This is a genomic window from Paenibacillus sabuli, from assembly GCF_014705605.1.
In the GTDB taxonomy this organism is placed as follows: domain Bacteria; phylum Bacillota; class Bacilli; order Paenibacillales; family Paenibacillaceae; genus Paenibacillus_D; species Paenibacillus_D sabuli.
Map to the genome: position 1 here is coordinate 16,178 of NZ_JACXIZ010000043.1, position 19,838 is coordinate 36,015.

General features: G+C 60.3%; 21 protein-coding genes. 5 read left to right on the top strand and 16 right to left on the bottom strand.

Features of this window, described 5'->3' with window-relative positions:
• Positions 1-32: 32 nt before the first annotated feature.
• From IDH44_RS20835 to IDH44_RS20870, 8 genes are all read right to left on the bottom strand, one after another.
• Positions 33-422, bottom strand: coding sequence for a winged helix-turn-helix transcriptional regulator (locus IDH44_RS20835; protein WP_190920750.1), 390 nt, complete (start codon positions 420-422; stop codon positions 33-35).
• Between the two features lie 190 nt (positions 423-612).
• Positions 613-1,161, bottom strand: coding sequence for a 6-phospho-3-hexuloisomerase (hxlB, locus tag IDH44_RS20840; RefSeq protein ID WP_190920751.1), 549 nt, complete (start codon positions 1,159-1,161; stop codon positions 613-615).
• A 2-nt stretch (positions 1,162-1,163) separates the two neighbouring features.
• Positions 1,164-1,799 (bottom strand): 3-hexulose-6-phosphate synthase, encoded by a 636-nt coding sequence (hxlA, locus tag IDH44_RS20845; protein WP_190920752.1) that lies wholly within the window; start codon positions 1,797-1,799, stop codon positions 1,164-1,166.
• Between the two features lie 128 nt (positions 1,800-1,927).
• The gene (proS, locus tag IDH44_RS20850) at positions 1,928-3,211 is read right to left on the bottom strand and encodes a proline--tRNA ligase (RefSeq protein WP_190920753.1); all 1,284 of its coding nucleotides are present in this window, start codon (positions 3,209-3,211) and stop codon (positions 1,928-1,930) included.
• Positions 3,212-3,574: 363 nt separating this feature from the next.
• Positions 3,575-3,949, bottom strand: coding sequence for a VOC family protein (locus IDH44_RS20855; RefSeq protein ID WP_190920754.1), 375 nt, complete (start codon positions 3,947-3,949; stop codon positions 3,575-3,577).
• 5 nt (positions 3,950-3,954) lie between these two features.
• Positions 3,955-4,416: a MarR family winged helix-turn-helix transcriptional regulator gene (locus IDH44_RS20860; protein WP_190920755.1), complete on the bottom strand. Its 462-nt coding sequence runs from the start codon at positions 4,414-4,416 to the stop codon at positions 3,955-3,957.
• Between the two features lie 115 nt (positions 4,417-4,531).
• The gene (locus tag IDH44_RS20865) at positions 4,532-6,136 is read right to left on the bottom strand and encodes an ABC transporter permease (protein ID WP_190920756.1); all 1,605 of its coding nucleotides are present in this window, start codon (positions 6,134-6,136) and stop codon (positions 4,532-4,534) included.
• Entirely contained in the window at positions 6,136-7,032 is an 897-nt protein-coding gene (locus IDH44_RS20870; RefSeq protein ID WP_190920757.1) for an ABC transporter ATP-binding protein, read from the bottom strand. The genes IDH44_RS20865 and IDH44_RS20870 overlap by 1 nt, the downstream gene beginning before the upstream one ends.
• A gap of 146 nt (positions 7,033-7,178) precedes the next feature.
• Here IDH44_RS20870 and IDH44_RS20875 point away from each other — a divergent pair, with 146 nt between their 5' ends.
• Positions 7,179-7,778, top strand: a complete 600-nt coding sequence (locus IDH44_RS20875) for a TetR/AcrR family transcriptional regulator (RefSeq protein ID WP_190920758.1) — start codon at positions 7,179-7,181, stop codon at positions 7,776-7,778.
• On the opposite strand, the gene IDH44_RS20880 is transcribed toward IDH44_RS20875, so the two are convergent.
• Positions 7,775-10,114 carry a hypothetical protein gene (locus IDH44_RS20880; protein ID WP_190920759.1) on the bottom strand — a complete coding sequence of 780 codons (2,340 nt, stop codon included), beginning with the start codon at positions 10,112-10,114 and terminating at the stop codon, positions 7,775-7,777. The two genes, IDH44_RS20875 and IDH44_RS20880, sit on opposite strands and share 4 nt — an antisense overlap.
• Positions 10,115-10,275: 161 nt before the next feature.
• Here IDH44_RS20880 and IDH44_RS20885 point away from each other — a divergent pair, with 161 nt between their 5' ends.
• Positions 10,276-11,046 (top strand): AraC family transcriptional regulator, encoded by a 771-nt coding sequence (locus IDH44_RS20885; protein WP_190920760.1) that lies wholly within the window; start codon positions 10,276-10,278, stop codon positions 11,044-11,046.
• A 76-nt stretch (positions 11,047-11,122) separates the two neighbouring features.
• Here the strand turns inward: IDH44_RS20885 and IDH44_RS20890 are convergent, their stop codons facing one another.
• Complete coding sequence (locus IDH44_RS20890) at positions 11,123-11,776, bottom strand: restriction endonuclease (RefSeq protein ID WP_190920761.1); 654 nt, start codon at positions 11,774-11,776, stop codon at positions 11,123-11,125.
• A 321-nt stretch (positions 11,777-12,097) separates the two neighbouring features.
• On the opposite strand from IDH44_RS20890, the gene IDH44_RS20895 reads away from it, so the two are divergent.
• Entirely contained in the window at positions 12,098-12,772 is a 675-nt protein-coding gene (locus tag IDH44_RS20895; protein ID WP_317890228.1) for a polysaccharide deacetylase family protein, read from the top strand.
• Here the strand turns inward: IDH44_RS20895 and IDH44_RS20900 are convergent.
• The 5 genes from IDH44_RS20900 to IDH44_RS20920 form a co-directional block, all read right to left on the bottom strand.
• On the bottom strand, positions 12,762-13,841 hold the full coding sequence (locus tag IDH44_RS20900) for an ABC transporter substrate-binding protein (RefSeq protein WP_223869892.1): 1,080 nt from the start codon (positions 13,839-13,841) through the stop codon (positions 12,762-12,764). The genes IDH44_RS20895 and IDH44_RS20900 overlap by 11 nt on opposite strands.
• Before the next feature lie 165 nt (positions 13,842-14,006).
• The gene (locus IDH44_RS20905; protein WP_190920763.1) at positions 14,007-15,116 is read right to left on the bottom strand and encodes an AraC family transcriptional regulator; all 1,110 of its coding nucleotides are present in this window, start codon (positions 15,114-15,116) and stop codon (positions 14,007-14,009) included.
• A gap of 29 nt (positions 15,117-15,145) precedes the next feature.
• Entirely contained in the window at positions 15,146-16,249 is a 1,104-nt protein-coding gene (locus IDH44_RS20910) for a PAS domain S-box protein (RefSeq protein ID WP_397326817.1), read from the bottom strand.
• Positions 16,242-16,892, bottom strand: coding sequence for a response regulator transcription factor (locus tag IDH44_RS20915; RefSeq protein WP_190920765.1), 651 nt, complete (start codon positions 16,890-16,892; stop codon positions 16,242-16,244). The genes IDH44_RS20910 and IDH44_RS20915 overlap by 8 nt, the downstream gene beginning before the upstream one ends.
• A gap of 76 nt (positions 16,893-16,968) precedes the next feature.
• Complete coding sequence (locus IDH44_RS20920; protein WP_190920766.1) at positions 16,969-17,442, bottom strand: hypothetical protein; 474 nt, start codon at positions 17,440-17,442, stop codon at positions 16,969-16,971.
• 223 nt (positions 17,443-17,665) lie between these two features.
• Between IDH44_RS20920 and IDH44_RS20925 the strand changes: the two genes are divergently transcribed.
• Both IDH44_RS20925 and IDH44_RS20930 read left to right on the top strand, forming a co-directional pair.
• Positions 17,666-17,854 (top strand): hypothetical protein, encoded by a 189-nt coding sequence (locus tag IDH44_RS20925; RefSeq protein ID WP_190920767.1) that lies wholly within the window; start codon positions 17,666-17,668, stop codon positions 17,852-17,854.
• A 95-nt stretch (positions 17,855-17,949) separates the two neighbouring features.
• The gene (locus IDH44_RS20930) at positions 17,950-18,498 is read left to right on the top strand and encodes a DoxX family protein (RefSeq protein ID WP_190920768.1); all 549 of its coding nucleotides are present in this window, start codon (positions 17,950-17,952) and stop codon (positions 18,496-18,498) included.
• 219 nt (positions 18,499-18,717) lie between these two features.
• Here the strand turns inward: IDH44_RS20930 and IDH44_RS20935 are convergent, their stop codons facing one another.
• On the bottom strand, positions 18,718-19,704 hold the full coding sequence (locus IDH44_RS20935; RefSeq protein ID WP_190920769.1) for a phosphotransferase: 987 nt from the start codon (positions 19,702-19,704) through the stop codon (positions 18,718-18,720).
• Positions 19,705-19,838: the final 134 nt, after the last annotated feature.

Sequence of the window (19,838 nt, forward strand, 5' to 3'; positions counted from 1 at the left end):
TCGACATCCTCCAGTGTGGATTCAAGCGAGTCTCAGCGCGAATCCGAGGTGACCGGCTCTGCGGCCTTGTCCTTCCAGATCACTTCCTCGCCATACGCCTTGCCCCAATCGTACATCATGCGCAGCACCGGAAACAGGCTCTCGCCGTGCGCAGTCAAGCTGTATTCGACCTTGGGCGGTACGACGGCGTAGACCTTGCGGACGATGAGCCGATCCTCCTCCAGCTCCCGCAGCTGGTTGGTCAGCATCTTTTGCGTAATGTTCGGGATCTGCTTTTTTAGCTCGCCAAATCGCTTCGTGCCCTCCAGACCGAGATGCCACAAAATAATCAGCTTCCATTTCCCGCCGATGACAGCGAGCGTCAGCTCTTTTTCGCAATTGATCGCCTGGAGATCGATCCGCTCCTTGATATCTGCAGCCATGCGGCATAGCCTCCTTCCTCTTCCTCGCCAAGGCGGTCGCGGCTGTACGCTTAAGCCATGGCATGGCCAAGCGCGGCCCGCATTCGAATTCGCGCGATGCAAGGACGTCCTTCCCGCAAGCGGAAAGGACGTGTGTCGGGTTCCTATTCTATTGTACACCACCTGGGCAAGGTTACTCCACCCCGAGGCGCTACTCCAGATTGGCATGGCTGCCGTACATGCGCTCCGCGCTCATGCCCCGCCGCTCCATCAGGCAGATCACGGCGGCATCGTAGGCGAGCAGCAGCGTCTGCTCGAAGAGCGACGCCATCGGCTGGATCGTGCCGCGTTCGCCGGAGTTATGCTCCTTGGCGGAGCCGGGTAGCGTCAACGTCAGCCGGGCCTTGCGGGCCAAGGTCGATTCAGGCCTGGTCGTAGCCACGGCAACGGCAGCCCCTATTTCTCCAGCCTTATCCGCCATCCCGACCAGGCTAGCGGTCTCGCCCGAGCCGGAGCCGATCAGCAGCAGATCGTCCGGACCGATCGCCGGGGTGATCGTCTCCCCGACGACGTATGCCCTCAGACCGAGATGCATGAGCCGCATCGCCAGCGCCCGGCCCATCAGCCCGGAGCGCCCGGCACCGGCGACGAATACCGCGCCGGCGCGGTCGATGGTCTCCACCAGCCGGGCGAGCTCGCGCTCGTCGATGGCGGAGACCGCGTCGGCCACCTCCCCGACCACCCGCATGGCAGCGTTCATGCTCAGGCCCCTGCGCCGACGAGCCGCTTCATCTCGGCCGCTGCCGCCGCTTGGTCCTCGGCACCGGTGATGCCGCCGCCGACGATGACCAGGTCGGGCTGCGCCGCGATCACCTCGGGCAGCGTCGCCAGCTTGATTCCGCCCGCGATTGCCGTCTTCGCCCGCTTCACGACCTGCTTGATCGCCGCCAGATCGGCGAACGAATTTTTCCCTTCGGCCTGATGATCATAGCCGGAATGGACGCAGATGTAATCGACGCCCAGCGCGTCGATCTCTTGCGCGCGACCGGCGATGTCCTTGACATTGATCATGTCGACCATGATTTTTTTGCCATGCTTACCTGCCTCGGCGACTGCACCCTTGATCGTGGCGTCGTCGGATGCGCCGAGCACAGTGATGATATCCGCACCGGCCTCGGCAGCCTTCATGACCTCGTAGGCGCCGGCATCCATAATTTTCAGATCGGCCAGCACGCGCAGATGCGGGAAGGCCGCTTTGATTTCCTTGACTGCACGCAGCCCTTCGTTGATGACGACCGGCGTGCCGATCTCGATAATATCGATATGCGCGCCGACCTCCTCGACGACCTGCTTGGCGCCGGGGATATCGACCAGATCAAGTGCAAGTTGCAGTTCCATCTTATTAAGCACACTCCTTCGTGGGGGCATTGGTAGGACTACACCCATTGTAGAGGGGAACAGGCTCGCTTGGAAAGTAGGCACTTTGGCGTCAGATAGTTACCTGCAGGTGACTATGAATGCGCGCTTCAAGGTGCGAATCGGCGACCGCAGCGGGCGACGACCCGAGCCGCCGCCTCCTCTATTGTCAGTACCTCCCGGATACCGCTGCTGTGCGCCACGTACTCTACGCTGCCGGCTTGCGCATGCTTGCCGGCCACGATCCGATGCGGCAAGCCCAGCAGATCCGCGTCCCGGAACTTCACACCCGCTCGCTCGTCCCGGTCATCCAGCAGCACATCGATGCCGTGCGCGCGCAGCTGTTCGTACAGGCGCTCGGCACATTCGCGCTGACGCGCATCCTGGATTGCGACAATCACGATGTGTACGGCATAAGGCGCGACAGCAGCCGGCCAGACCATACCCGAGGCGTCGTGATGCTGCTCCAGCACAGCCGCCATCAGCCTCGAGATGCCGATGCCGTAGCAGCCCATCAGGCTGGCCCGCTCGCGGCCGTTCGCATCCAGATATAGGGCGCCAAGCGCCTCGGTATACTTCGTACCGAGCTTGAACACATGCCCGACCTCGATGCCTTTGCACAACTGCAGCCCCCCTTCCATACAGCGCGGACACGCATCGCCTGTCGCAGTATGACTGACGTCACTGAGCTCCACATTCGCCGCATACCCGCATGCACTGCAGCTCGCAATCGTATCCTCGCCGCTCTCGGAGAGCGCGACGAATTCATGGGAGCCGCCGTCGCCGCCGATGGCTCCGGCATCCGCCTCCACCGCACGATAATCGAGTCCGCAGCGCGTGAATATTCGTTCGTAGGCCTCATACATCCGCTGGTAGGAACGATCCAGCCCCTCCCTATCCGTATCAAAGGAGTAAGCATCCTTCATGAGGAATTCGCGGCCGCGCAGCAGTCCATAGCGCGGGCGCCGCTCATCGCGGAATTTCGTCTGTATTTGATACAGGGTCACGGGAAATCGGCGATAGGATTGCAGTTCGTTTCCTACGAGCGATGCAATGACTTCTTCATGCGTCGGCCCGAGTGCGAACTCCCGGTCGTGTCGGTCCCTCAGCCGGATCAGCTCCGGTCCGTAATCCCGCTCCCTGCCTGACGCCTGCCACAGCTCAAGCGGCTGCAACGCCGGCATGAGCAGCCGCTGCGCGCCGGCGCGGTCCATCTCTTCGTTGACGATCGACTCGATTTTTTGCAGGACGCGCCAGCCCAGCGGCATGTACGTGTAAATGCCGCCCGCCAGCTGCCGGATATACCCTGCCTTGAGCAGCAGCCGATGGCTGGCGAGTTCTGCATCCGCAGGCTCCTCCCGCAGCGTCGTTGCAAATAATTGAGATTGTCGCATTGCTGTCGCCTCCTCTGTCAATGGCTTTCCAAACGCAAAAAGACACATTCGTCCAGGGACGAATGTGTCGTGGTACCACCCTGATTCAACCGCCGGCGTGCGGCGATTCTCTTGGCGAATAACGGCCGCAGCCGGCAGCGGATACTTAGCGATTCACCGCTGCAGCGTACAAGGCGGGGGAACGGCCTCGCTTCGGGAAGCGTCCCAGCTAGCCGCTCCCTCTCTGCACCCGCGTCGGGCCGTTTCGTGTCCTTGATTCTCGCTGTTTTATTATGGAACGACTATATAGCAAGCCTTCCATGTTGTCAAGAAATAAGAGCGCTCAAAACACTTCCAAGTCGCGCCTGTGAAGCGATCGCCCGGCTAATCCTGCACCCTGTAATAAGACAGCACCCAACACACCTCGTTTCTATCGGTCACAATAGCCAGCAAACCATTGAATGGAGCCTCATACAGCTCCGTAAGAATGCGCCCTTCTCCAGCAAATTGTTCGTAAATTCTCCGAAACGCCGCCTCCGTGTCGATTCGGAGAAACACTCTCACGTAATCGCCTTTCATGCGCGGTTTTGCAGCTGCAGTATCCGCAAATTTCAGAACCATCTCCTCGACACGCAAGTCCGCGTTCAACACGTCTTCCCCCTGTTGACGCAATATGTCTACCTCGCCGCCCAGGACACTCTGGTAGTACTTGATTTCCTCTTTGCAATTACTTAACACGATAAATGGACTTGCGATCATAAGATTCAGCCTCTCTTTCCAATCAGGTTATGAAGTGTAATTTTTAGCAATTGCAAAAATTGATCGTACTGCTCCTCGGTAATCCCCTTGCGCGTTTGTTCCTTCACTCGCTTCAGCGCTGCTTGCACTTGGGGGACGGCTTCAACCCCGGATTCTGTCAAATAAAGCTGATGGTACCGTTTGTCAGCAAGATCGACTTCCCGCCTTACGTAGCCTTCCGCTTCCAACTTGGCAATAGCCTTTGCAGTAGTGGTCTTGTCAATAAGCAGCCTCTCGCTTAACATCTTCTGCGTAATGGGTTGTTGAGATGCGATCGCCATGAGGAAGGTATATTGCCCGCTTCCTATTCGTAATGGCTCCAGTTCGGCTGAGATGAGAATCTGCATGTGACGATAGATCGCTGAAATGTACTGTCCATGTGACTCATTTCCCGCCTTTCCTTCCTTTGACTCCTCAGGCTTACACATAAGGCACCTCTATATAGAATGTCATTGCAACTAATTTCATTGTATCACAAATAGTTGCAATTGCAACTATATATTTGGCACACTTGACTTGAATCCAATCAAGACCGTGATTGATCTATGACGCATCCAGGTCTCGCCTGTTGAATCCGATGAAGCCGGCCGCCGTCAGCGCAAGCGCAAGCACGCCAAGTCCGATCAGCGGCAGCGGCGCCATCTCCTCCATCGGCGTACGCGGAACATGGCCGTACGGCGTCAGCTGTCGCATCCATTCCGGCAGCTGGAACAGATCGCCCATATACAAGACGACAAACGAATACAGCAAAAAGAGCCAGTTGAGCTGAAGCAGCTTCGGAAACCAACCCGTCAGCAGGACCGAGAGGCCGATCATCACGAGCATGGCGGGCACATACGCCGCTGCTGATCCATACAGCGTCCCGAATGGCAACCCGTCCGCCAGTACCGCATTGCCCGCGGTCCACAGGCCGAGCGTAGCCATCGAAAGCATGAGCATCCCATTGCCCGCTCCGGTCACCATATAACTGCCCAACAGACGGGAGCGGGAGACCGCTCCGGCAAGCAGCGAATCAAGGCGTCCCTTCTTCTCTTCGCCGCGTAGCCGGTGTACAGTCAGGAGCGGCGGAATCGTGGCCGAGAGCGCCAGGACGATCATGAGCATCGCGATGAATTGGTCCGTTATCGTCACGCCCTCGGCCTCGCCCAACAGTTGGCCCAGCATCTCGTTATTCCCGAGGAAGCGCTCCAGATCGCCCAGAATCGAGCCGTACGAGATGCCGAGCACGTACATGCCGACCGCCCATGCCCACAGCCCGGCGCGCTGGAGACGAAGCACGAGTCCGAGCGGACGTTGCAAAAAACGGGAAGCTCGCGGCCGGCCCGGCCTGGACGGCAACAAGCCTTGATTCATATCCCGATTCGCATTCAACCCGTGAGCCGCGAGAAACAGCAGCATCGCCAAGGCGATCAACAGACCGACCGGCCCCCAGTTGTTGGCGGCATAGACGCTCGTCTTCGTGACCCAGCCGAGGGGAGAAAGCCAGGATAATGCCATATCGCCGACATCGCCGACCGCACGCGCCAAGTAACACAACAGAAGCACGGCGACGGCATAGCCGACCGCGGCGCGGGAGCTGTCCGCCAGCTGCGCGCATATCGCGGCCACGCCCGCAAAAACAAGTCCGGTGGCGCCCAGCACGGCCCCGTACAGCAGCGAGCCTTCCAGATCCATGCTGTCGACTCCGAGCAGCGCCAGTCCGAATCCCGTAACCGACGCCAACAGCGTAAAAACGGCAAGCTGCACGACCAGGACGGCGCCAAGCCAGGAGAGTCGCCCGACCGGGAGCGAGCGTATCAATTCCAGGCGCCCCTCTTCCTCATCCCCTCGCGTATGGCGCGCCACCAGCAATATGGCCATCAATCCGACCACCAGCGCCGTGATCAGCAGCATCTGGTGCGCCGTCATCGCCCCGACCGTATAGCGCTCGAGCGCTCCGGGGCCCAGCATCGCCGTCATGGCCGGATTGGTCATCGTCGCAGCCATTTCGTCCCTCAGCGCCTGGGTGCCGTAAAGCTCGGACAACGCGGGCGGTACGATCAAGGTAAAAGCCGCAATGCCGAGCAGCCACAGGAGCGCACGCAGCCGATCCAGTCGCGCAATTATTCCGATCAAGCGCCCCGTGCTTGCCCACAATGGATGGAGCATTACCGCACACCTCCCCCGGCGCCTTCATAGTGGCGCATGAACAAATCCTCGAGCGTGGGCGGCGAGCATTCCAGCTTGACGATTCCGCACTGGCTCAGCTGACGGATCGCGGCGTCCATCGCTTCCGACTCCGCTTCAAATGACAGGATACTCCCTTCCGCTGCGAGCGCATGAATGCCGTCCAGCTGCGCAAGCCCGGGAACGGGCTGACGGAGCTCCGCCTTGACGTGCGTGCGCGTGAGGTGGCGCAATTGGCGCATCGCCCCGCTTTCGATGATTTTCCCTTGCCGAATAATGCCGATTGTATCGCAGAGGCGCTCCACCTCGGACAAGATATGACTGGATAACAGCACGCTTTTGCCCTGCTTTTTGACGTCCATGACGCAGTCCTGAAAAACCTGCTCCATCAGCGGATCGAGACCGGAGGTCGGTTCGTCCAAAATGAACAAGTCCGAATCGGAAGCAAACGCCGCGATCAATGCGACTTTTTGCCGATTTCCTTTCGAATAGGTGCGGCACTTTTTCGTCGGATCCAGGTCATATTGCTGCACGAGCAAGTCTCGCTTTTGCCGGCTGCCGCCGCCCTTTAATTTGACCCACAGATCAATGACCTCGCCGCCTGTCAGATTAGGCCACAGATGGACATCCCCCGGTACGTAAGCGATTCGCTTGTGAATGTCCACCGCATCGCGCCACACCTCCTTGCCGAAAATTTGCGCCTGACCGGATGTGGCGCGCAGGATGCCGAGCAGCACCCGGATCGTCGTCGACTTGCCGGCGCCGTTCGGGCCGATGAAGCCAAAGATTTCGCCCCCGTTTACGTCCAGGTTCACACCGTTTAGCGCCTGATACGTTCCAAATTTTTTGGTTAATTCCCGAATTTCCAACACAGCCATCGGGCCACCTTCTTTCTTATGTTTTGAACTAATATGATTCATATTGTTCATTTTATAGAATTCTTTCACGATCTGCAATAGTTTTTGAACTGAATTCATTGTATAACTTCAAAACATAAGCTAAACTAAGCGTTGAGGTGGATGAAATGGATGGATATCAACGGCGAAGCGAACAGAAAAAGAAGGACATTTTGCGCAGCGCACTCAAGCTATTCCTGGCCTATGGCATCGAAAAAGTGTCCGTCGCGGAAATTGCGCGTCAGGCCGGCGCCTCGCAGGTGACCATATACAATTACTTCGGCAGCAAGCAAAAGCTCGTCGAGGAAATGCTTGTGCATTATCTCGATCAAATCTGGGCGGAGTATGAAAAAATGCTGAGCGCCGACATGCCGTTCATCGCAAAGCTCAAACGCATCATGTTTGCCAAAATCAATACCGCAAACGAATTGCATCCCGAGGCCTTCACGCACTTCATGAAAAAATATGCGACCGGCGTCCCTCATCTGGAAACCATGATGCAAGAAAAAATTTTGCCGACGCTGATGGCGCTGATTGAGCAAGGCAAGCGTGAAGGGGAGGTCAATCCTGAATTGTCGGACGAGTCAGTGCTGGTGTTCATTCAAATGTTTCGCGACTATATGCAAAAAGAAGAGGCCTACCCGCAGCTGCAAAAGCTGACGGGCGACCTCACAAAGCTGTTCTTCTATGGATTGGTCGGAAACAAACAGAATGGAGACAAGTCCTAGGCTTCGACCTCGATGACCCGTGCCGTGCCGGGCGACACCGCAATCTCCAGCACGCCCTGGCCCCCCGTAGCCGTCGACGCGCCGTCGGCCAGATCGCGGCCACGCTCCCCTCGCAGGCGGTGCACGACCGGCGCCGCGCCGAAATTGGCAAGGACGGCGTAGGTCCGGCCATCCGCGCCGCACACGCGCACGCCGCGGAGCCCGTCCGCCGAAGGACTCAGCGAGTCGGCGTCTGCGGCCAGAGCAGCCGTCGCCATGCGGTCCGCTCCGGCCCGCAGTACATATCCGGCGTCTATCATGATCGCATCGGCCTCGAATGCCTGCTGCTCCAGCGAGAACGGCCCGCACAGCTCGTCGGCGTAGAGCATTCCCTCCAGGCCAACATTGTTCGGCTTGGCACGAAGGCCAATCTGGCGAGAGGCCGGGCGATGAATCGAGAGCTCGCTCGCTCCGTATGCCGCCGCCACGCCGAGCTCGTCGTCGACGTTGAGCCAGCGTGAGCCGGTATGCACGGTCTCCTCGACACGCCCGGGCGGGACTGCTCCATGCGGCGCAGCCTGCGACGTCTTCGACGCACCCGCCCCCGGCAGGTAGAGCCGCCGCATCCCGTGCTTCGCCTCGTCCTCCGTATAATACGTACGCGTGCCGCCGTTGAATAGATCGTTGGGCATCAGCAGATGCAGGCCCCGGATCGCATTCACATAGACGCGGCGCTCCAGCGCTACCGCCTGCTGCAGTACAACCATAGTGGCGCCGTCGGGCAGCGCCGCGCAGACGATCCGGCTGCGGGCGATATCGTGATCCTGCTGGCCTTCCGCGAGCTGCCCCTGCGTGCGATGCAGCGTGCTGCCCCAAGTCGCGAAGCCGCCGTCGAAGCGATAGCCGCCGTGGCCCTCCAGCGTCTGTTCGGTGATGCGGCCGACGCCGTCTATGCGTACCGACAGATTGTGCTTCCACTCTGCCATATCGCTGCGGCCGGGCGGCAAGCACAAGCCTTGCGGCTTCTCCGCCGCATCCCATACCCATGAAGCGATGCGACGCGGACCTACATGCAGGTAGGCGCCGTGCGCCTCGTCCTGCCAGCCCTGTCCCTGCACGGCTGGATCGCCGCCAGTCGTATCCCGCACCGTGACGGGTGCGGGCGGCTCCGCCTCGTCGAACGGCTCGCCGCCGATCAGACCGTGCCAAGCGAGGCCCATCGACAGTGCTACGGCGCGATCCGATTCGAGCCGTGCGTAATAGAGCGGCGACTGACGCCGCAACGCCCCGCAGCGAGCCGCCAGGAACGAGCCGTCCTCGCCGGCCTCCTGCTCGGCTCGTACGAGCGCGAGCCACCCGGCTTCGAAGGCCGCACAGTCCGGATCCGCCCACAGATCGCGCGCCATGTGCCAGACCGGGACGACATAGTCCTGACAGTAGGTATAGCGCGCCCGCGTGTCTCCGCCGATGCGCAGCAGCCGCCCATCGGCAAATGTGCACAGCTTGACAAGCTCCCACAGCTCCCTTCCGTGATGGTAGAGTGCATCCGGGGCACGCTGACCGCGGCGGCGATAATCGAAATGCAGCATCGCCATATTCGACAGGCAGATCACCATATAGCCGACGTTAAGGTAGCCATGATGATTGAGCGCCATCGATTCAAAAAAATTCGCTCCCACAAAGCGTGCGGCGACCGTCGTCTGGCCGTCCGTGAGCGTATGATCCCGCTCATCCGAAGGTACGGAAATCGAATTGATCAAAAACGTCAGCGCCTTGTCCCGGTACGCCGAGACGCGCGCGCCATCCGGGTAGCGCTGCGCGGCTCGCAGCAGCACGGCGCCGTTCCACAAATTGCTCTCTGGCTTGTTGTGCCCGTCCCTCGCATACAGCCCTCCTCCGATCTCGTAATGGTCGAGCAGCCAGTCGCATTCGGATAGCAGCACGCGGCGCAGCAGCACGCGATCCTCCTCCGTCAGCTCCTCCTCCAGCGCATCGACGCCGTGCATCATCCGCTCGATGCCGAGCACACTGATCCAGGTATGCCCCCAGGACTGCCCGTCCGCACAATGATAGTCGCCGTCAATGTGCGATTGCAGCGAGTAGCGCAGCATGCGCAGCGCAAGCGTTTTCAATTCGGCGCGGGACAACGCGCAGCGCTGCTCATCGAGCTCGGGAGATGCGGCGAGCGCAGCAATTGCCGCGAATGCTTTCTGATTCGTCTGCACGCCCCAGCCGTTCTCCCCGCTGCCGTAGCAGGCCAGTTCGGGTCGGTCCTGCGGCTCGTACAATTCGTTCCGGACTGTCCCGGCCCAGCGCTCCAGCAGCGCGGTATAATCGCGCACCGTTTCATTCGACATTTCAGCCACCTCTTTTTCGCGTATGTATTGAACTATATTTTGTTCCTTGACTGCAGTATAACAGCCAAGTCTGCGAAGGAATAGAAACGATACTTGGATTGGCTTGTATATTATTTGGATTTATAATGGGAGGGAAGCAGCGGGAGGAGAGCGATGAAGGGATGGAGATCAAAAACGTCATTCAACTGAGCTACGGCTCTGCGTGGAAGGGGTACCGCGACCTGCGCGATGTGCCGTATCATCTGCTCATGTATATGGACAACGGCAGCTGTACGTATCGAGTCGGCGAGCATCGCTATCCGGTTGGAACCGGGCAATTGCTGTTCATCCCGGCCGGGCTGCCGCGCTCGGCGGAGCCGCAGCCGGAAGCGCATATCAAGTATTCGGTGCATTGGACCGGGGACGGATTGTTTCGCCATTTTCCACAGCTGACGGGAGCGGCGCAGCTGTGGCGGATCGCCGCGCTCACGCCTTACCTGAAGCAAGCCTACGCACAGATGCATCAGCACTGGACCCGCAAGGACCCGTATCATGCCGCACAGTGCGAGAGTCTGCTGCTAGACGTCTGCGTGCAGGTGCATCGTGCGCAGGCCGCAGGCGCGGCCGGCGGCGCGCAGGCCCGTCTCCTTCGGCAGGTGCGGGACTATATCGTGGAGCATTTCAACTCGCCCTTGACAATCGACGAACTGGCGGCGCTGGTCGGACGCAATACGTCTCATCTGATTACCAGCTTCGGCAAGCATTATGGGATTTCACCGATTGCGTACATGCACCGCCTTCGTATGACGCGCGCGGAGGAGCTGCTGCTGACGACGGATGCGCCGATCGAGACGATCGCACTGGAGCTCGGCTATTGCGACGCCGCCTATTTCAGCCGCATGTTCAAGCGACAGGCCGGAATCGCCCCCGGAGCCTACCGTCGTCAGGAATAAGCACCTTGCGGCAGGCGCGCGTGCGACTGACATATCTGCCGGCTCGCCCGCCGACGCTCGACCGACCCTGAGCGATCTACTTCCGGGCGAGCCGCTGCGCATATTCCTCCGCCTTGTAGTCCTTGCGTATAGCCCCTTGAGCGTCGCCGCCAGTTGCTTCGTTCCAGGATGCGAGGATCAGACGCGGCTCCGCCTCGATGCGATTCATGACCGCCTCCGGCCGGCCGGCCCGGAAGTCTGCGATCATCTGCGCCAGGTCGCCGCGGTCGAGCAGCTTGACATGGTTGATGCCAGCCAGCGTCTCACAGGACGCGGTGTACGTCGAAGAAGCGATTACGATCGCCTTCCGGGCGTTGTAATAACGCATACAGGAATAGACCTCCTGCACCGCCCCGATGCCGACCGGATGATCCTCGGCGTAGCGCTTCGCCTGCACGACGTTGCGGATGCCCTCGCGATCCGTGAATACCAGATCCGCCCCGTAATCCCGGCTTCCGGTCGTTTTGTACACCTCGTCATACCCCAGCTCCAGGAATAACCGGTACAGATACATTTCAAATGCGGAGCCATCCTCCATCCGATCGATGTCCTTGAGCCGAACGGAATCGACGTCATAATCGTCCGCATACGGCCGATATCGACGCCTGCCAAGCCGACGCGCGGCTAAGAATAGCAGACCCAGGATGATAATAATCCCGGCAAGCGCGGCTGTTATCCACAAATCTGTCATGCTCTACTCCTTTATGTACGAAAAATCGGTCACTCAGATCGTACCATACTCCACAACATTCGAACATCACAAAGCAACGATTGAACCGCACGCAACTGAAATTGGACAACATCCAAAAACATAATTGTTGTTCTTGAAGTCCATACTATACGAAATGTTGTACTTTTTACAGAAATGAGGGATAGCTTGAAAAGAATATGGCGGGGAGTACCATTCATATGCGCGTGTATGCTCGCGGCGGGCATTGTCTCAGGATTCGCAGATGCGCCTGTAAGGCGCGATCGCGCCTATTACGAATCGCGCGGCGAGGTGGTATGGGAGGTGCCGACCGACGAAAAGCTGATAGCCCTCACCTTCGACGACGGCCCGAATGCCAGGACGACGCCGCAAATTCTGGACTTATTGCAGCAATACGAGGCCACGGCCACTTTTTTCGTCGTCGGCAATCGCATCGACCGCTATGCCGAGCTGATCAAGCGCGAGGCGGCCGAAGGCCATGAGGTGGCCAATCACACCTACAACCATACCTTCTTTACGGGCCAAATATCAGCCGATAAATTGGCCCGCGAAATCGAGTCGACCAAATCCAAAATTGAGGAGGTCGCCGGTCAGAGTTGCGACTGGTTCCGGCCGCCCGGCGGCATCTTCAACGAAGCCGTCCTGAAGGCCGCGCGGCGCAGCGGCTATACAATTGTCCTCTGGTCCTGGCATCAGGACACCAAGGATTGGCGTAGCCCCGGCATCTATGCCATTGCCAACCGCGTCTTGAAACATGCTCGAAACGGCGATATTGTACTCATGCACGATCATGTGCACGGCTCGACCCAAACCGTCGAAGCGTTAAAAATCATTTTGCCGGAATTAAAAAAAAGGGGGTTCCGACTCGTCACCGTCACGGAGCTAATGAAATATCGCAAGTACGCCGAGGCCTCGCCATTCGGTTCAAAACACGACGAGCCTCCAAAAAAGGACAAATTGTTATTCCCTACGGGTTAATGGAATGACCCGTGAGCATCGCGGCAATCGCCTTCATCCCTTCCCGGATGGTGACGATGTCCGAGCCGTAGTACGTCTCCGTGTCCAGCTTGTGCACCTGTCCGTTCTGAACAGCCGGCAGCGACTTCCACAGCTCCAGCTCCTCGATATCCGTCATGGCGGCAGCATCGTCGCCTTCGCCGCGCACGATCAGCAATAGACGATCGCCGGCGTATTCCGGCAGCATCTCCAGCGAGATTTGAATCGCCGAACCGTAAGGCTGTTCGGCGATCTCGTCCGCTACCGCGACCGGTGCATTCGCCTGCAGACTGCTGTGCAGCGCATACCCGCCAAAATTGCGATTCAGGTAAATGCGCAGCCGTCCATTTTCCACTCGGAAAATCGACACCGTCTCCTCGCCCAGCGCTTCGTCGACCTGACCTTGCGCCGTCGCCGCCTCCTGCTCGTATGCCGCAATCCACCGGTCCGCTTCGTCCTTCTTGCCGACCAGCTCCGCCAGCCGCACGAAGATGCCGTAGATCGGATCTTGCTCGAAGGAAACGTAATAGACCGGCGCAATCTTCTCGATCTGCTTCATCGGTTCCGGATAGATCTCCTGAAAGACTGTGGGCACAATGACCAGATCCGGCTGCAGGTCGAGTATCACTTCCGCATCGGGCGGATCGCCAATAGGCGCGATGCCTTCCATTTTATCTTCAATAAACGGAATTTTGAAGCTGTTATTGCCCGCACCGACCGGCTTCAGCCCAAGCTCCAGCAGCTCGACGGCAAATTCGCCGGCCACGATGCGCTGCGGTTGAAGCGGTACTTCGATCACTCGGTCCAGGTCGTCGGTGACCTGCTTAGTATCAGCCCCTGCTTGCTCCGTAGAGGACTCAGCGGCCTCGTCAGCCTCCACTTCTTCTCCGGATGCTCCCCCTCCGTTATTCGTCTGAGCGGTCTGCTCCGCGCCCTGGCCGTTCTTGTCCGGCGCCTCGGTCACCCGCCCGCTGTCGCCGCATGCCGCCGCCGCCAGGACAAGCAGCGCCATCAGTGCGAGTGCGATGATCGTCTTTTTCCATCCGTGCATCCTCTTCGTCCTCCTGTTGCATCAATTGATAATGAGAATTATCCTCATTCACAATTGTAAACGAGACGCGCGTCACCCTCCATGGACAAGTAGTGCGCCCCGGATGGATAATTATGCGCGGACGAGGTGCACCGAGCACCGCACAGGCCTCAACTTGGCGAGCGTTCAACGGCTATTGAGCAGTATCTCCGCCGCCTCTTGCGCTTGTCTCTCCAGCGATGAAGGATCGTTGTCCAGCCAATCGGCAATTGCCAGCTGGTGCACATTGCCGCGCCGAACAGCCGTGAATTCGCGCCACTGGGCCGTGTGCTCGATTTCCTTCCACCGTCGAAGCGCCCCCTCGTCCGGCTGCACGAGAACAAACAAATGCTCGGCATCGTAATACGCCAATTCCGCCGGGGTGATGACGCTGGAGTGAAAATGTGCATTGCACAAGCTCTGAACCGCGACGCGCTCGGGCGGGCGAAGACGTAGTGATCGATACAAGACATACCCAATGTTCAATGTCCCGTAAATCTGCAGCAGTTGCTCGCGTACGCGCAACACCGCGACCCGCTCGTCGCCAATGGTCGCGGACAGCTTCTCCCGCAATCGCTCGCAGGATCGCGTATAACGCGTCGTCCAGTCATCCGCCTCACGCTTGCGTCCGAGCATGCGTGCGATCTGCTGCAACTGCGTCGTAATCGGGTCATCGAGCGGGTCCAGCATTGCGACTTCGGCCACGGCGCTCCAGCGCTCGGCTTCCCGGGCATCCGCCGTAATGATCAGATCGAGGGAAAGCTCGCCGTCGTACGGATCGGTCGCTGCATCGGACTGCCCCTGCGCCCATGCGACCGGCTCTACGCCGAGCGCCAGACAATGTCCCCTTCCGGCCAGGGCGAGCACCCGGGGTACAGCCTCCTGCTTGAAGCGGCTCGGCGAGCGGCCGGTCGCCTGCTTGAAGCGTCGGCTGAAATGGTACGGATCGGCATACCCCACCAAGCGCGCCACCTCGGCTATGCTGTGCCGCTCTGCTCTGAGGAGCCTCTTCGCCGTCTCTATCCGCAGATTGGTCAAATATTGCATGGGACTGACGCCTGCATAATGGCGGAATCTGCGCGAATAGTGCTCCGGATTGAGGCCGGCGATTTCCGCCAGCTTCTCCCGGGTGATAGGGTCCTTGTAGTGGCTGCGCATATATCGCGCCGTACGCTCCAGTCTGCTATACGGTTCGAACTGCTCCTGCGAATCGTCAGGCCCAGGCTCGATCTCTTCCACCGGATGCGAGACTTGCATGGATGATCTGTCCTTTCTCGTTGGGTTGGTTAAGGAAGCGTCAGCGTGACGCACGTTCCCCCGCCCGGACGCGAATCGACCGACAGCCTTCCGCCGACGGCATGCGCCCGCTCCTCCATGCTGCGCAGCCCGACCCCCTTGGCGCCCGGCTCGCGCACGAAGCCCGCGCCCTCGTCCTCGATCTGCACGCGCACCCCGCCCTGACCGTCCAGCACGCTGACGCGCGCCGTCTCGACATGGGCGTACTTGCCGATATTCGTGAGCGCCTCCTGGATCGTACGGTAGATCGTCGTCTCCCGCTCCGGACCGAGCCGACGCTTCAGCTGCAGCTCGGCCTGCACCGTGATGCCGTAATGCTCGGTGAAATTCTCGATACAGGTGCGGATCGCCGGGACGACGCCGAGGTCGTCCAGCACCGACGGCCGCAGCTCCCAGGCGAGGCTGCGCACGTCCTCGATCAGCTCCGACACCTGAGAGCGCACCGCCTCCAGCTTGTCGTCGGCACGCTCCTGCAGCAGCCTGTCCATCTGAATCAGCAGCGAGAACAGGCTCTGGCCGATGCCGTCGTGCAGCTCGCGCGAGAGCCGCTTGCGCTCCTCTTCCTGCACGTGCATCACCTTGTTCATCGTGTGACGCAGCTCCTCCTGCACGCGCTTGAGCTCGGTCACCTCGTTGCGGATGGCCAGGTATTGATACGGCTTGGCGTCTTCGCCGAGCAGAGGCACGATCGTGGTGTGTACCCAGTAATACGTACCGTCCTTGGCTCTATTCTTGATCTCGCCGCGCCATACCTGCCCGGAGCCGATCGTCCGCCACAGCTCGCGCATGAAGACGCGTCCATGATGCCCGGAGTTGATAATCCGGTGATCCCGGCCCATCAGCTCCTCGCGGCTGTAGCCCGAAATCGAGCAGAACTTGTCGTTGACGTATTGGATCAAGCCCCTGCGGTCGGTGACCGCGACGATCGACGATTCGTTGAGCGCGAACTTGAGATCGGACAGATGCAGCAGCGCATGCTTGAGATTCGTCTTGAACGCCTCGTCCGCCAGCCCGCGGTCCAGCCCGGCGACCAGCTCCTCCACCTGACGGCGCAAGAGATCCGGCCGCTTCTCGCCCCAGCCCGGATTATTCAAAGTGCAGCAGCCCCTTCTCCATCGCATACTTGACCAGATCGGGCCGGGTCTTCAGGCCGAGCTTCTCCATAATATTCGCCTTGTGCGACTCGACCGTCTTGACGCTGATCACGAGTTGATCCGCGACTTCCTTGTTGCTGTATCCCTTCGCCACCAGTGCGACGATCTCCTTCTCGCGCTCCGACAGCGGGCCCGCCGCCTCTGGTCCGCCAGTGTGCGCCTGCTCCAGATACTCGCGCATCAGTCGCTTGGTCGCTGTCGGATACAAGTATGCGCTGCCCGCCGCGACCATGCGAATCGCCGTCAGCAGCTCCTCGTGCGGCGCATTTTTGAGAATATAGCCGGAAGCGCCCGCCTGGATCGCACGGAACAGATATTCCTCGTCGTCGTGCATCGTCAGGATGAGCACCTCCACCGACGGCACCTCCCGGCGAATCTCGCGGGTTGCCGCCATTCCGTCCTTGCCGTGCGGCATGCTCAGATCCATCAGCATCACGTCGGGACGCAGCTGTCGCGCCAGCGCGATTGCCTCCTCGCCCTCGGACGCCTCGCCGACGACGCGGATCTCCTCCTTCTCATGCAGCAGCAGCTTGAGCCCGGACCGGACCATCGCGTGGTCGTCCACGATGCACAGCTTGATCATTGCCTCGCTCTCCTCCTCTATACCACACACTCGCCTGACCTGCTGGCATTAGCATATCAGATCTCGCCCGATCCGGCTACGCGCGCTCGCCGGTTCGCGGCTCGATAGCTTCAAGTGCGCCGAGCCTGGCGGTCAGCCGGTCCGCTTGCACCGCCAGCTCCAGCAGCCATGCGGTCAGTTCGCAGCCCGGCGTACGCAGTCCGGCCAGCAGCACGGCGCGCCGGTCCGCTACGAGCGGCAAGGGCAACGCCGCCGCTGCGAGCAGCCGCTCCGCCAGCACGATCGGGCTGTCGCCCAGATGTCCTTCGCCGGCGTCCCCGTTGCCGTCCCACACGACGAGACGATCGAGCAGCAGCGCTCTGCCCGGCAGCCCCTTGCCGCGTCGCACCAGCATCTGACGATAGCGCATATTGAGGTTGCCGCTCGCATATTGCCAGCTGTACCGTCCGCCGCCGGGCAGCGGAAGCGCCAGCGCTGCGAAGTCGCTCGCCGTCCGCTGTCGAACCTCTTCTATATAGGCGCCTAAGTCTGACACATCGCGATCCTTCATCACGATCTACTCCTTCCTCCTGCCGTTGACACACGCTTCCTATGTCTATTGTAAACGCATGCGCGCGCGTTGTATGTCGGGGAATTCCCTGAATTCCGGGGTGCAGCGAAGCCGATCTCAGGGAATTCCCCTGCCGCCAAGATGGGGGAGCCCCCCGATATGCAGCGGGCCTGTCCGAGGCGTATGATTAAGCCAACAAGAACGAGAGAGGGGCGAACGAAACATGAAGCGCGAGACGAACGAAGGACGGCTGCAGCGAACCGGCGCTCCAGGCAATCTGGCACGCGAGATTGCGGCTCAGCGGCCGGGGAATCAAGACGAGGAACGCGCCGCCTCCGCCGAGAATGGTCGGGCATCACAAGGCAGTGTATGCCGCTGCGCCGATTGCAAGGGCGGCAATTGCCGCGACTGAACGGCTGCGAAGCGAACGGCGATTGTACAATGCACCACCGACTGAGCTGATGTATGGCATGCAACGCGAGTCAAATAAAATGGGGAGTGAGTAAAATGTTAATGAAATTCTGGAGAGAAAATCGCTGGGCCGCCGGACTGCTGACTGTGCTGCGGGTGATGCTGGGTTGGCAGTGGCTGACCTCGGGCTGGGGCAAAATTACCGGCGGCGGATTCGACGCCAGCGGCTATCTGAACAATGCGGTCACCAACCCGGTCACGAGCGGCGGCACCGGCGAAATCGCCTACCCGACGTACAATGCCTTCATCGAACATTTCGCGCTGCCCAATGTGAAGCTGATCAACGTGCTCGTGCCGTGGGGCGAAATGCTGGTCGGCCTGGGCCTCATCCTCGGCACCCTGACCGTGACGGCCGCATTTTTCGGGATGATGATGAACTTCATGTTCATGTTCGCCGGCACGGTGAGCACGAACCCGTGGCTGATCCTGCTCGGCACGCTCGTCCTGGTGGGCGGCGCCAACGCCGGACGCTTCGGACTCGACCGCTACGTCCTGCCGATGCTGCACACCCAGTTCGACAAGCTGACCGGGCGCAAGGGTAAAACCCGCACCCCCGGCGGCGATCTGCAGCACAAGCAGGCGTAACGAAACGCAGCAAGCCCCTCGTCCTTTGCGACGGGGGGCTTGCTTGCGTGTTGCCATTACCGAGCGCCCGGCGCGGATAACCCGGGAGCCGCAGCGGACGCGGGCGTCCAGATCCATCCACCACTCCCACTTCGGCGTGTCCACACCCGGCCTACACTTGGCCTGCGCTTCGGTGTGTCCACCACACCTGGCCTGGCCTGGCCGCCCGACCTTCATAGCTCATAGCCCGTCCACCTGATCCGGAATCGCCTCCCAATTGTCCTCGATCCAGTGCAACTCATCCACGAATCGCCGCAACAGGCTGCGCAACTCGCCTTCGCGGCGCACCTCCGTCCGCAGCCACCACAGCGACTCGATCACATACAGCAGTCGCAGCGCCCGAGATACGACCAGCCGTGGCGCATCCGGTCCGGCGGTCGCGCGGTAAGCCGCAAGGAATGCGCGAGCCGCATTCGCTCTCAGTCCGCCGTCCTGCAGCCCAACAGAAAGCAGCGCCCGCGCCACGTCGATCTCCGGATAGGCGGCAGCCATCCGGTCAAAATCGACAATCCCCGACAACCGATCGCCATCCACCAGCAGATTGTCTGCCCACAAATCCCAATGCAGCCAACCGCTCGGACAATCTTCGAAGCAAGCGAAATCCAGCGAGGAAACAATGCGCCCGGATCGCTCGATCCACTGCAGCGCGAGCTCGTCGCCTGCCCTTTCCGCCGCTTCGCGATTGGCAGTCCAGCCTAGCCAATAAGCGGATGGGTCAGGCGTCCAGACCGGCTTATTCGGCAGCGCGCGACTGCGAAGCCAACGATGCATCCGCCCCGTCGCTGCGCCGAGCGAGCGGCATTGCGCTTCGCTCATGCTCCCTGCGACCACCGACTGCCCTTCCGTCCAATCCATCGCGTTATAGATCATGCCGCACGGGGTCTCATGCAGATAAGCTTCGCGGTGCCTGTACACACCCGGGCAGGGCACGCCCGCCGCATGCAGCCCGTGCTGCAGCTCCAGCGTGCGCGCGATCGCACGCCGTCTATCCGGTTTCGCGTGCAGCTTGTAGCGCTCGGGATGATAGGATTTGACAAACATCGGCCCCTCGGCCGAGTCCATTCGCCACTTGACATTGAGCCAGCCTTGCGGGAGCACGCGCACGTCCGTGACCACACGGCCAAAGCGGGTGCGAATGTCTGCGATAAGGGGCTGCGGATCGGTCACTATACGTCCCTGCCTTTCCTTCATGAAAGTTGGCGGGCAGCGCCCATGCGCTGCTAAGCTTTATTATTCGACGATCCGCAGACAGCTTCCTTCTCCAACCGTGCGGCCCGCTCTCAGCCGCCTGCCCGCACCTG

Excerpts from the sequence above, each read along its gene's own strand:
- IDH44_RS20905 (WP_190920763.1), bottom strand. The coding sequence starts at position 15,116 with ATGCAAGTCTCGCATCCGGTGGAAGAGATCGAGCCTGGGCCTGACGAT.
- IDH44_RS20880 (WP_190920759.1), bottom strand. The coding sequence starts at position 10,114 with ATGTCGAATGAAACGGTGCGCGATTATACCGCGCTGCTGGAGCGCTGG.
- hxlB (WP_190920751.1), bottom strand. The coding sequence starts at position 1,161 with ATGAACGCTGCCATGCGGGTGGTCGGGGAGGTGGCCGACGCGGTCTCC.
- IDH44_RS20885 (WP_190920760.1), top strand. The coding sequence starts at position 10,276 with ATGGAGATCAAAAACGTCATTCAACTGAGCTACGGCTCTGCGTGGAAG.
- IDH44_RS20870 (WP_190920757.1), bottom strand. The coding sequence starts at position 7,032 with ATGGCTGTGTTGGAAATTCGGGAATTAACCAAAAAATTTGGAACGTAT.
- hxlA (WP_190920752.1), bottom strand. The coding sequence starts at position 1,799 with ATGGAACTGCAACTTGCACTTGATCTGGTCGATATCCCCGGCGCCAAG.
- IDH44_RS20860 (WP_190920755.1), bottom strand. The coding sequence starts at position 4,416 with ATGTGTAAGCCTGAGGAGTCAAAGGAAGGAAAGGCGGGAAATGAGTCA.
- IDH44_RS20855 (WP_190920754.1), bottom strand. The coding sequence starts at position 3,949 with ATGATCGCAAGTCCATTTATCGTGTTAAGTAATTGCAAAGAGGAAATC.
- IDH44_RS20890 (WP_190920761.1), bottom strand. The coding sequence starts at position 11,776 with ATGACAGATTTGTGGATAACAGCCGCGCTTGCCGGGATTATTATCATC.
- IDH44_RS20865 (WP_190920756.1), bottom strand. The coding sequence starts at position 6,136 with ATGCTCCATCCATTGTGGGCAAGCACGGGGCGCTTGATCGGAATAATT.
- IDH44_RS20875 (WP_190920758.1), top strand. The coding sequence starts at position 7,179 with ATGGATGGATATCAACGGCGAAGCGAACAGAAAAAGAAGGACATTTTG.
- IDH44_RS20920 (WP_190920766.1), bottom strand. The coding sequence starts at position 17,442 with ATGAAGGATCGCGATGTGTCAGACTTAGGCGCCTATATAGAAGAGGTT.
- IDH44_RS20915 (WP_190920765.1), bottom strand. The coding sequence starts at position 16,892 with ATGATCAAGCTGTGCATCGTGGACGACCACGCGATGGTCCGGTCCGGG.
- IDH44_RS20835 (WP_190920750.1), bottom strand. The coding sequence starts at position 422 with ATGGCTGCAGATATCAAGGAGCGGATCGATCTCCAGGCGATCAATTGC.
- IDH44_RS20925 (WP_190920767.1), top strand. The coding sequence starts at position 17,666 with ATGAAGCGCGAGACGAACGAAGGACGGCTGCAGCGAACCGGCGCTCCA.
- IDH44_RS20900 (WP_223869892.1), bottom strand. The coding sequence starts at position 13,841 with ATGCACGGATGGAAAAAGACGATCATCGCACTCGCACTGATGGCGCTG.
- IDH44_RS20930 (WP_190920768.1), top strand. The coding sequence starts at position 17,950 with ATGTTAATGAAATTCTGGAGAGAAAATCGCTGGGCCGCCGGACTGCTG.
- proS (WP_190920753.1), bottom strand. The coding sequence starts at position 3,211 with ATGCGACAATCTCAATTATTTGCAACGACGCTGCGGGAGGAGCCTGCG.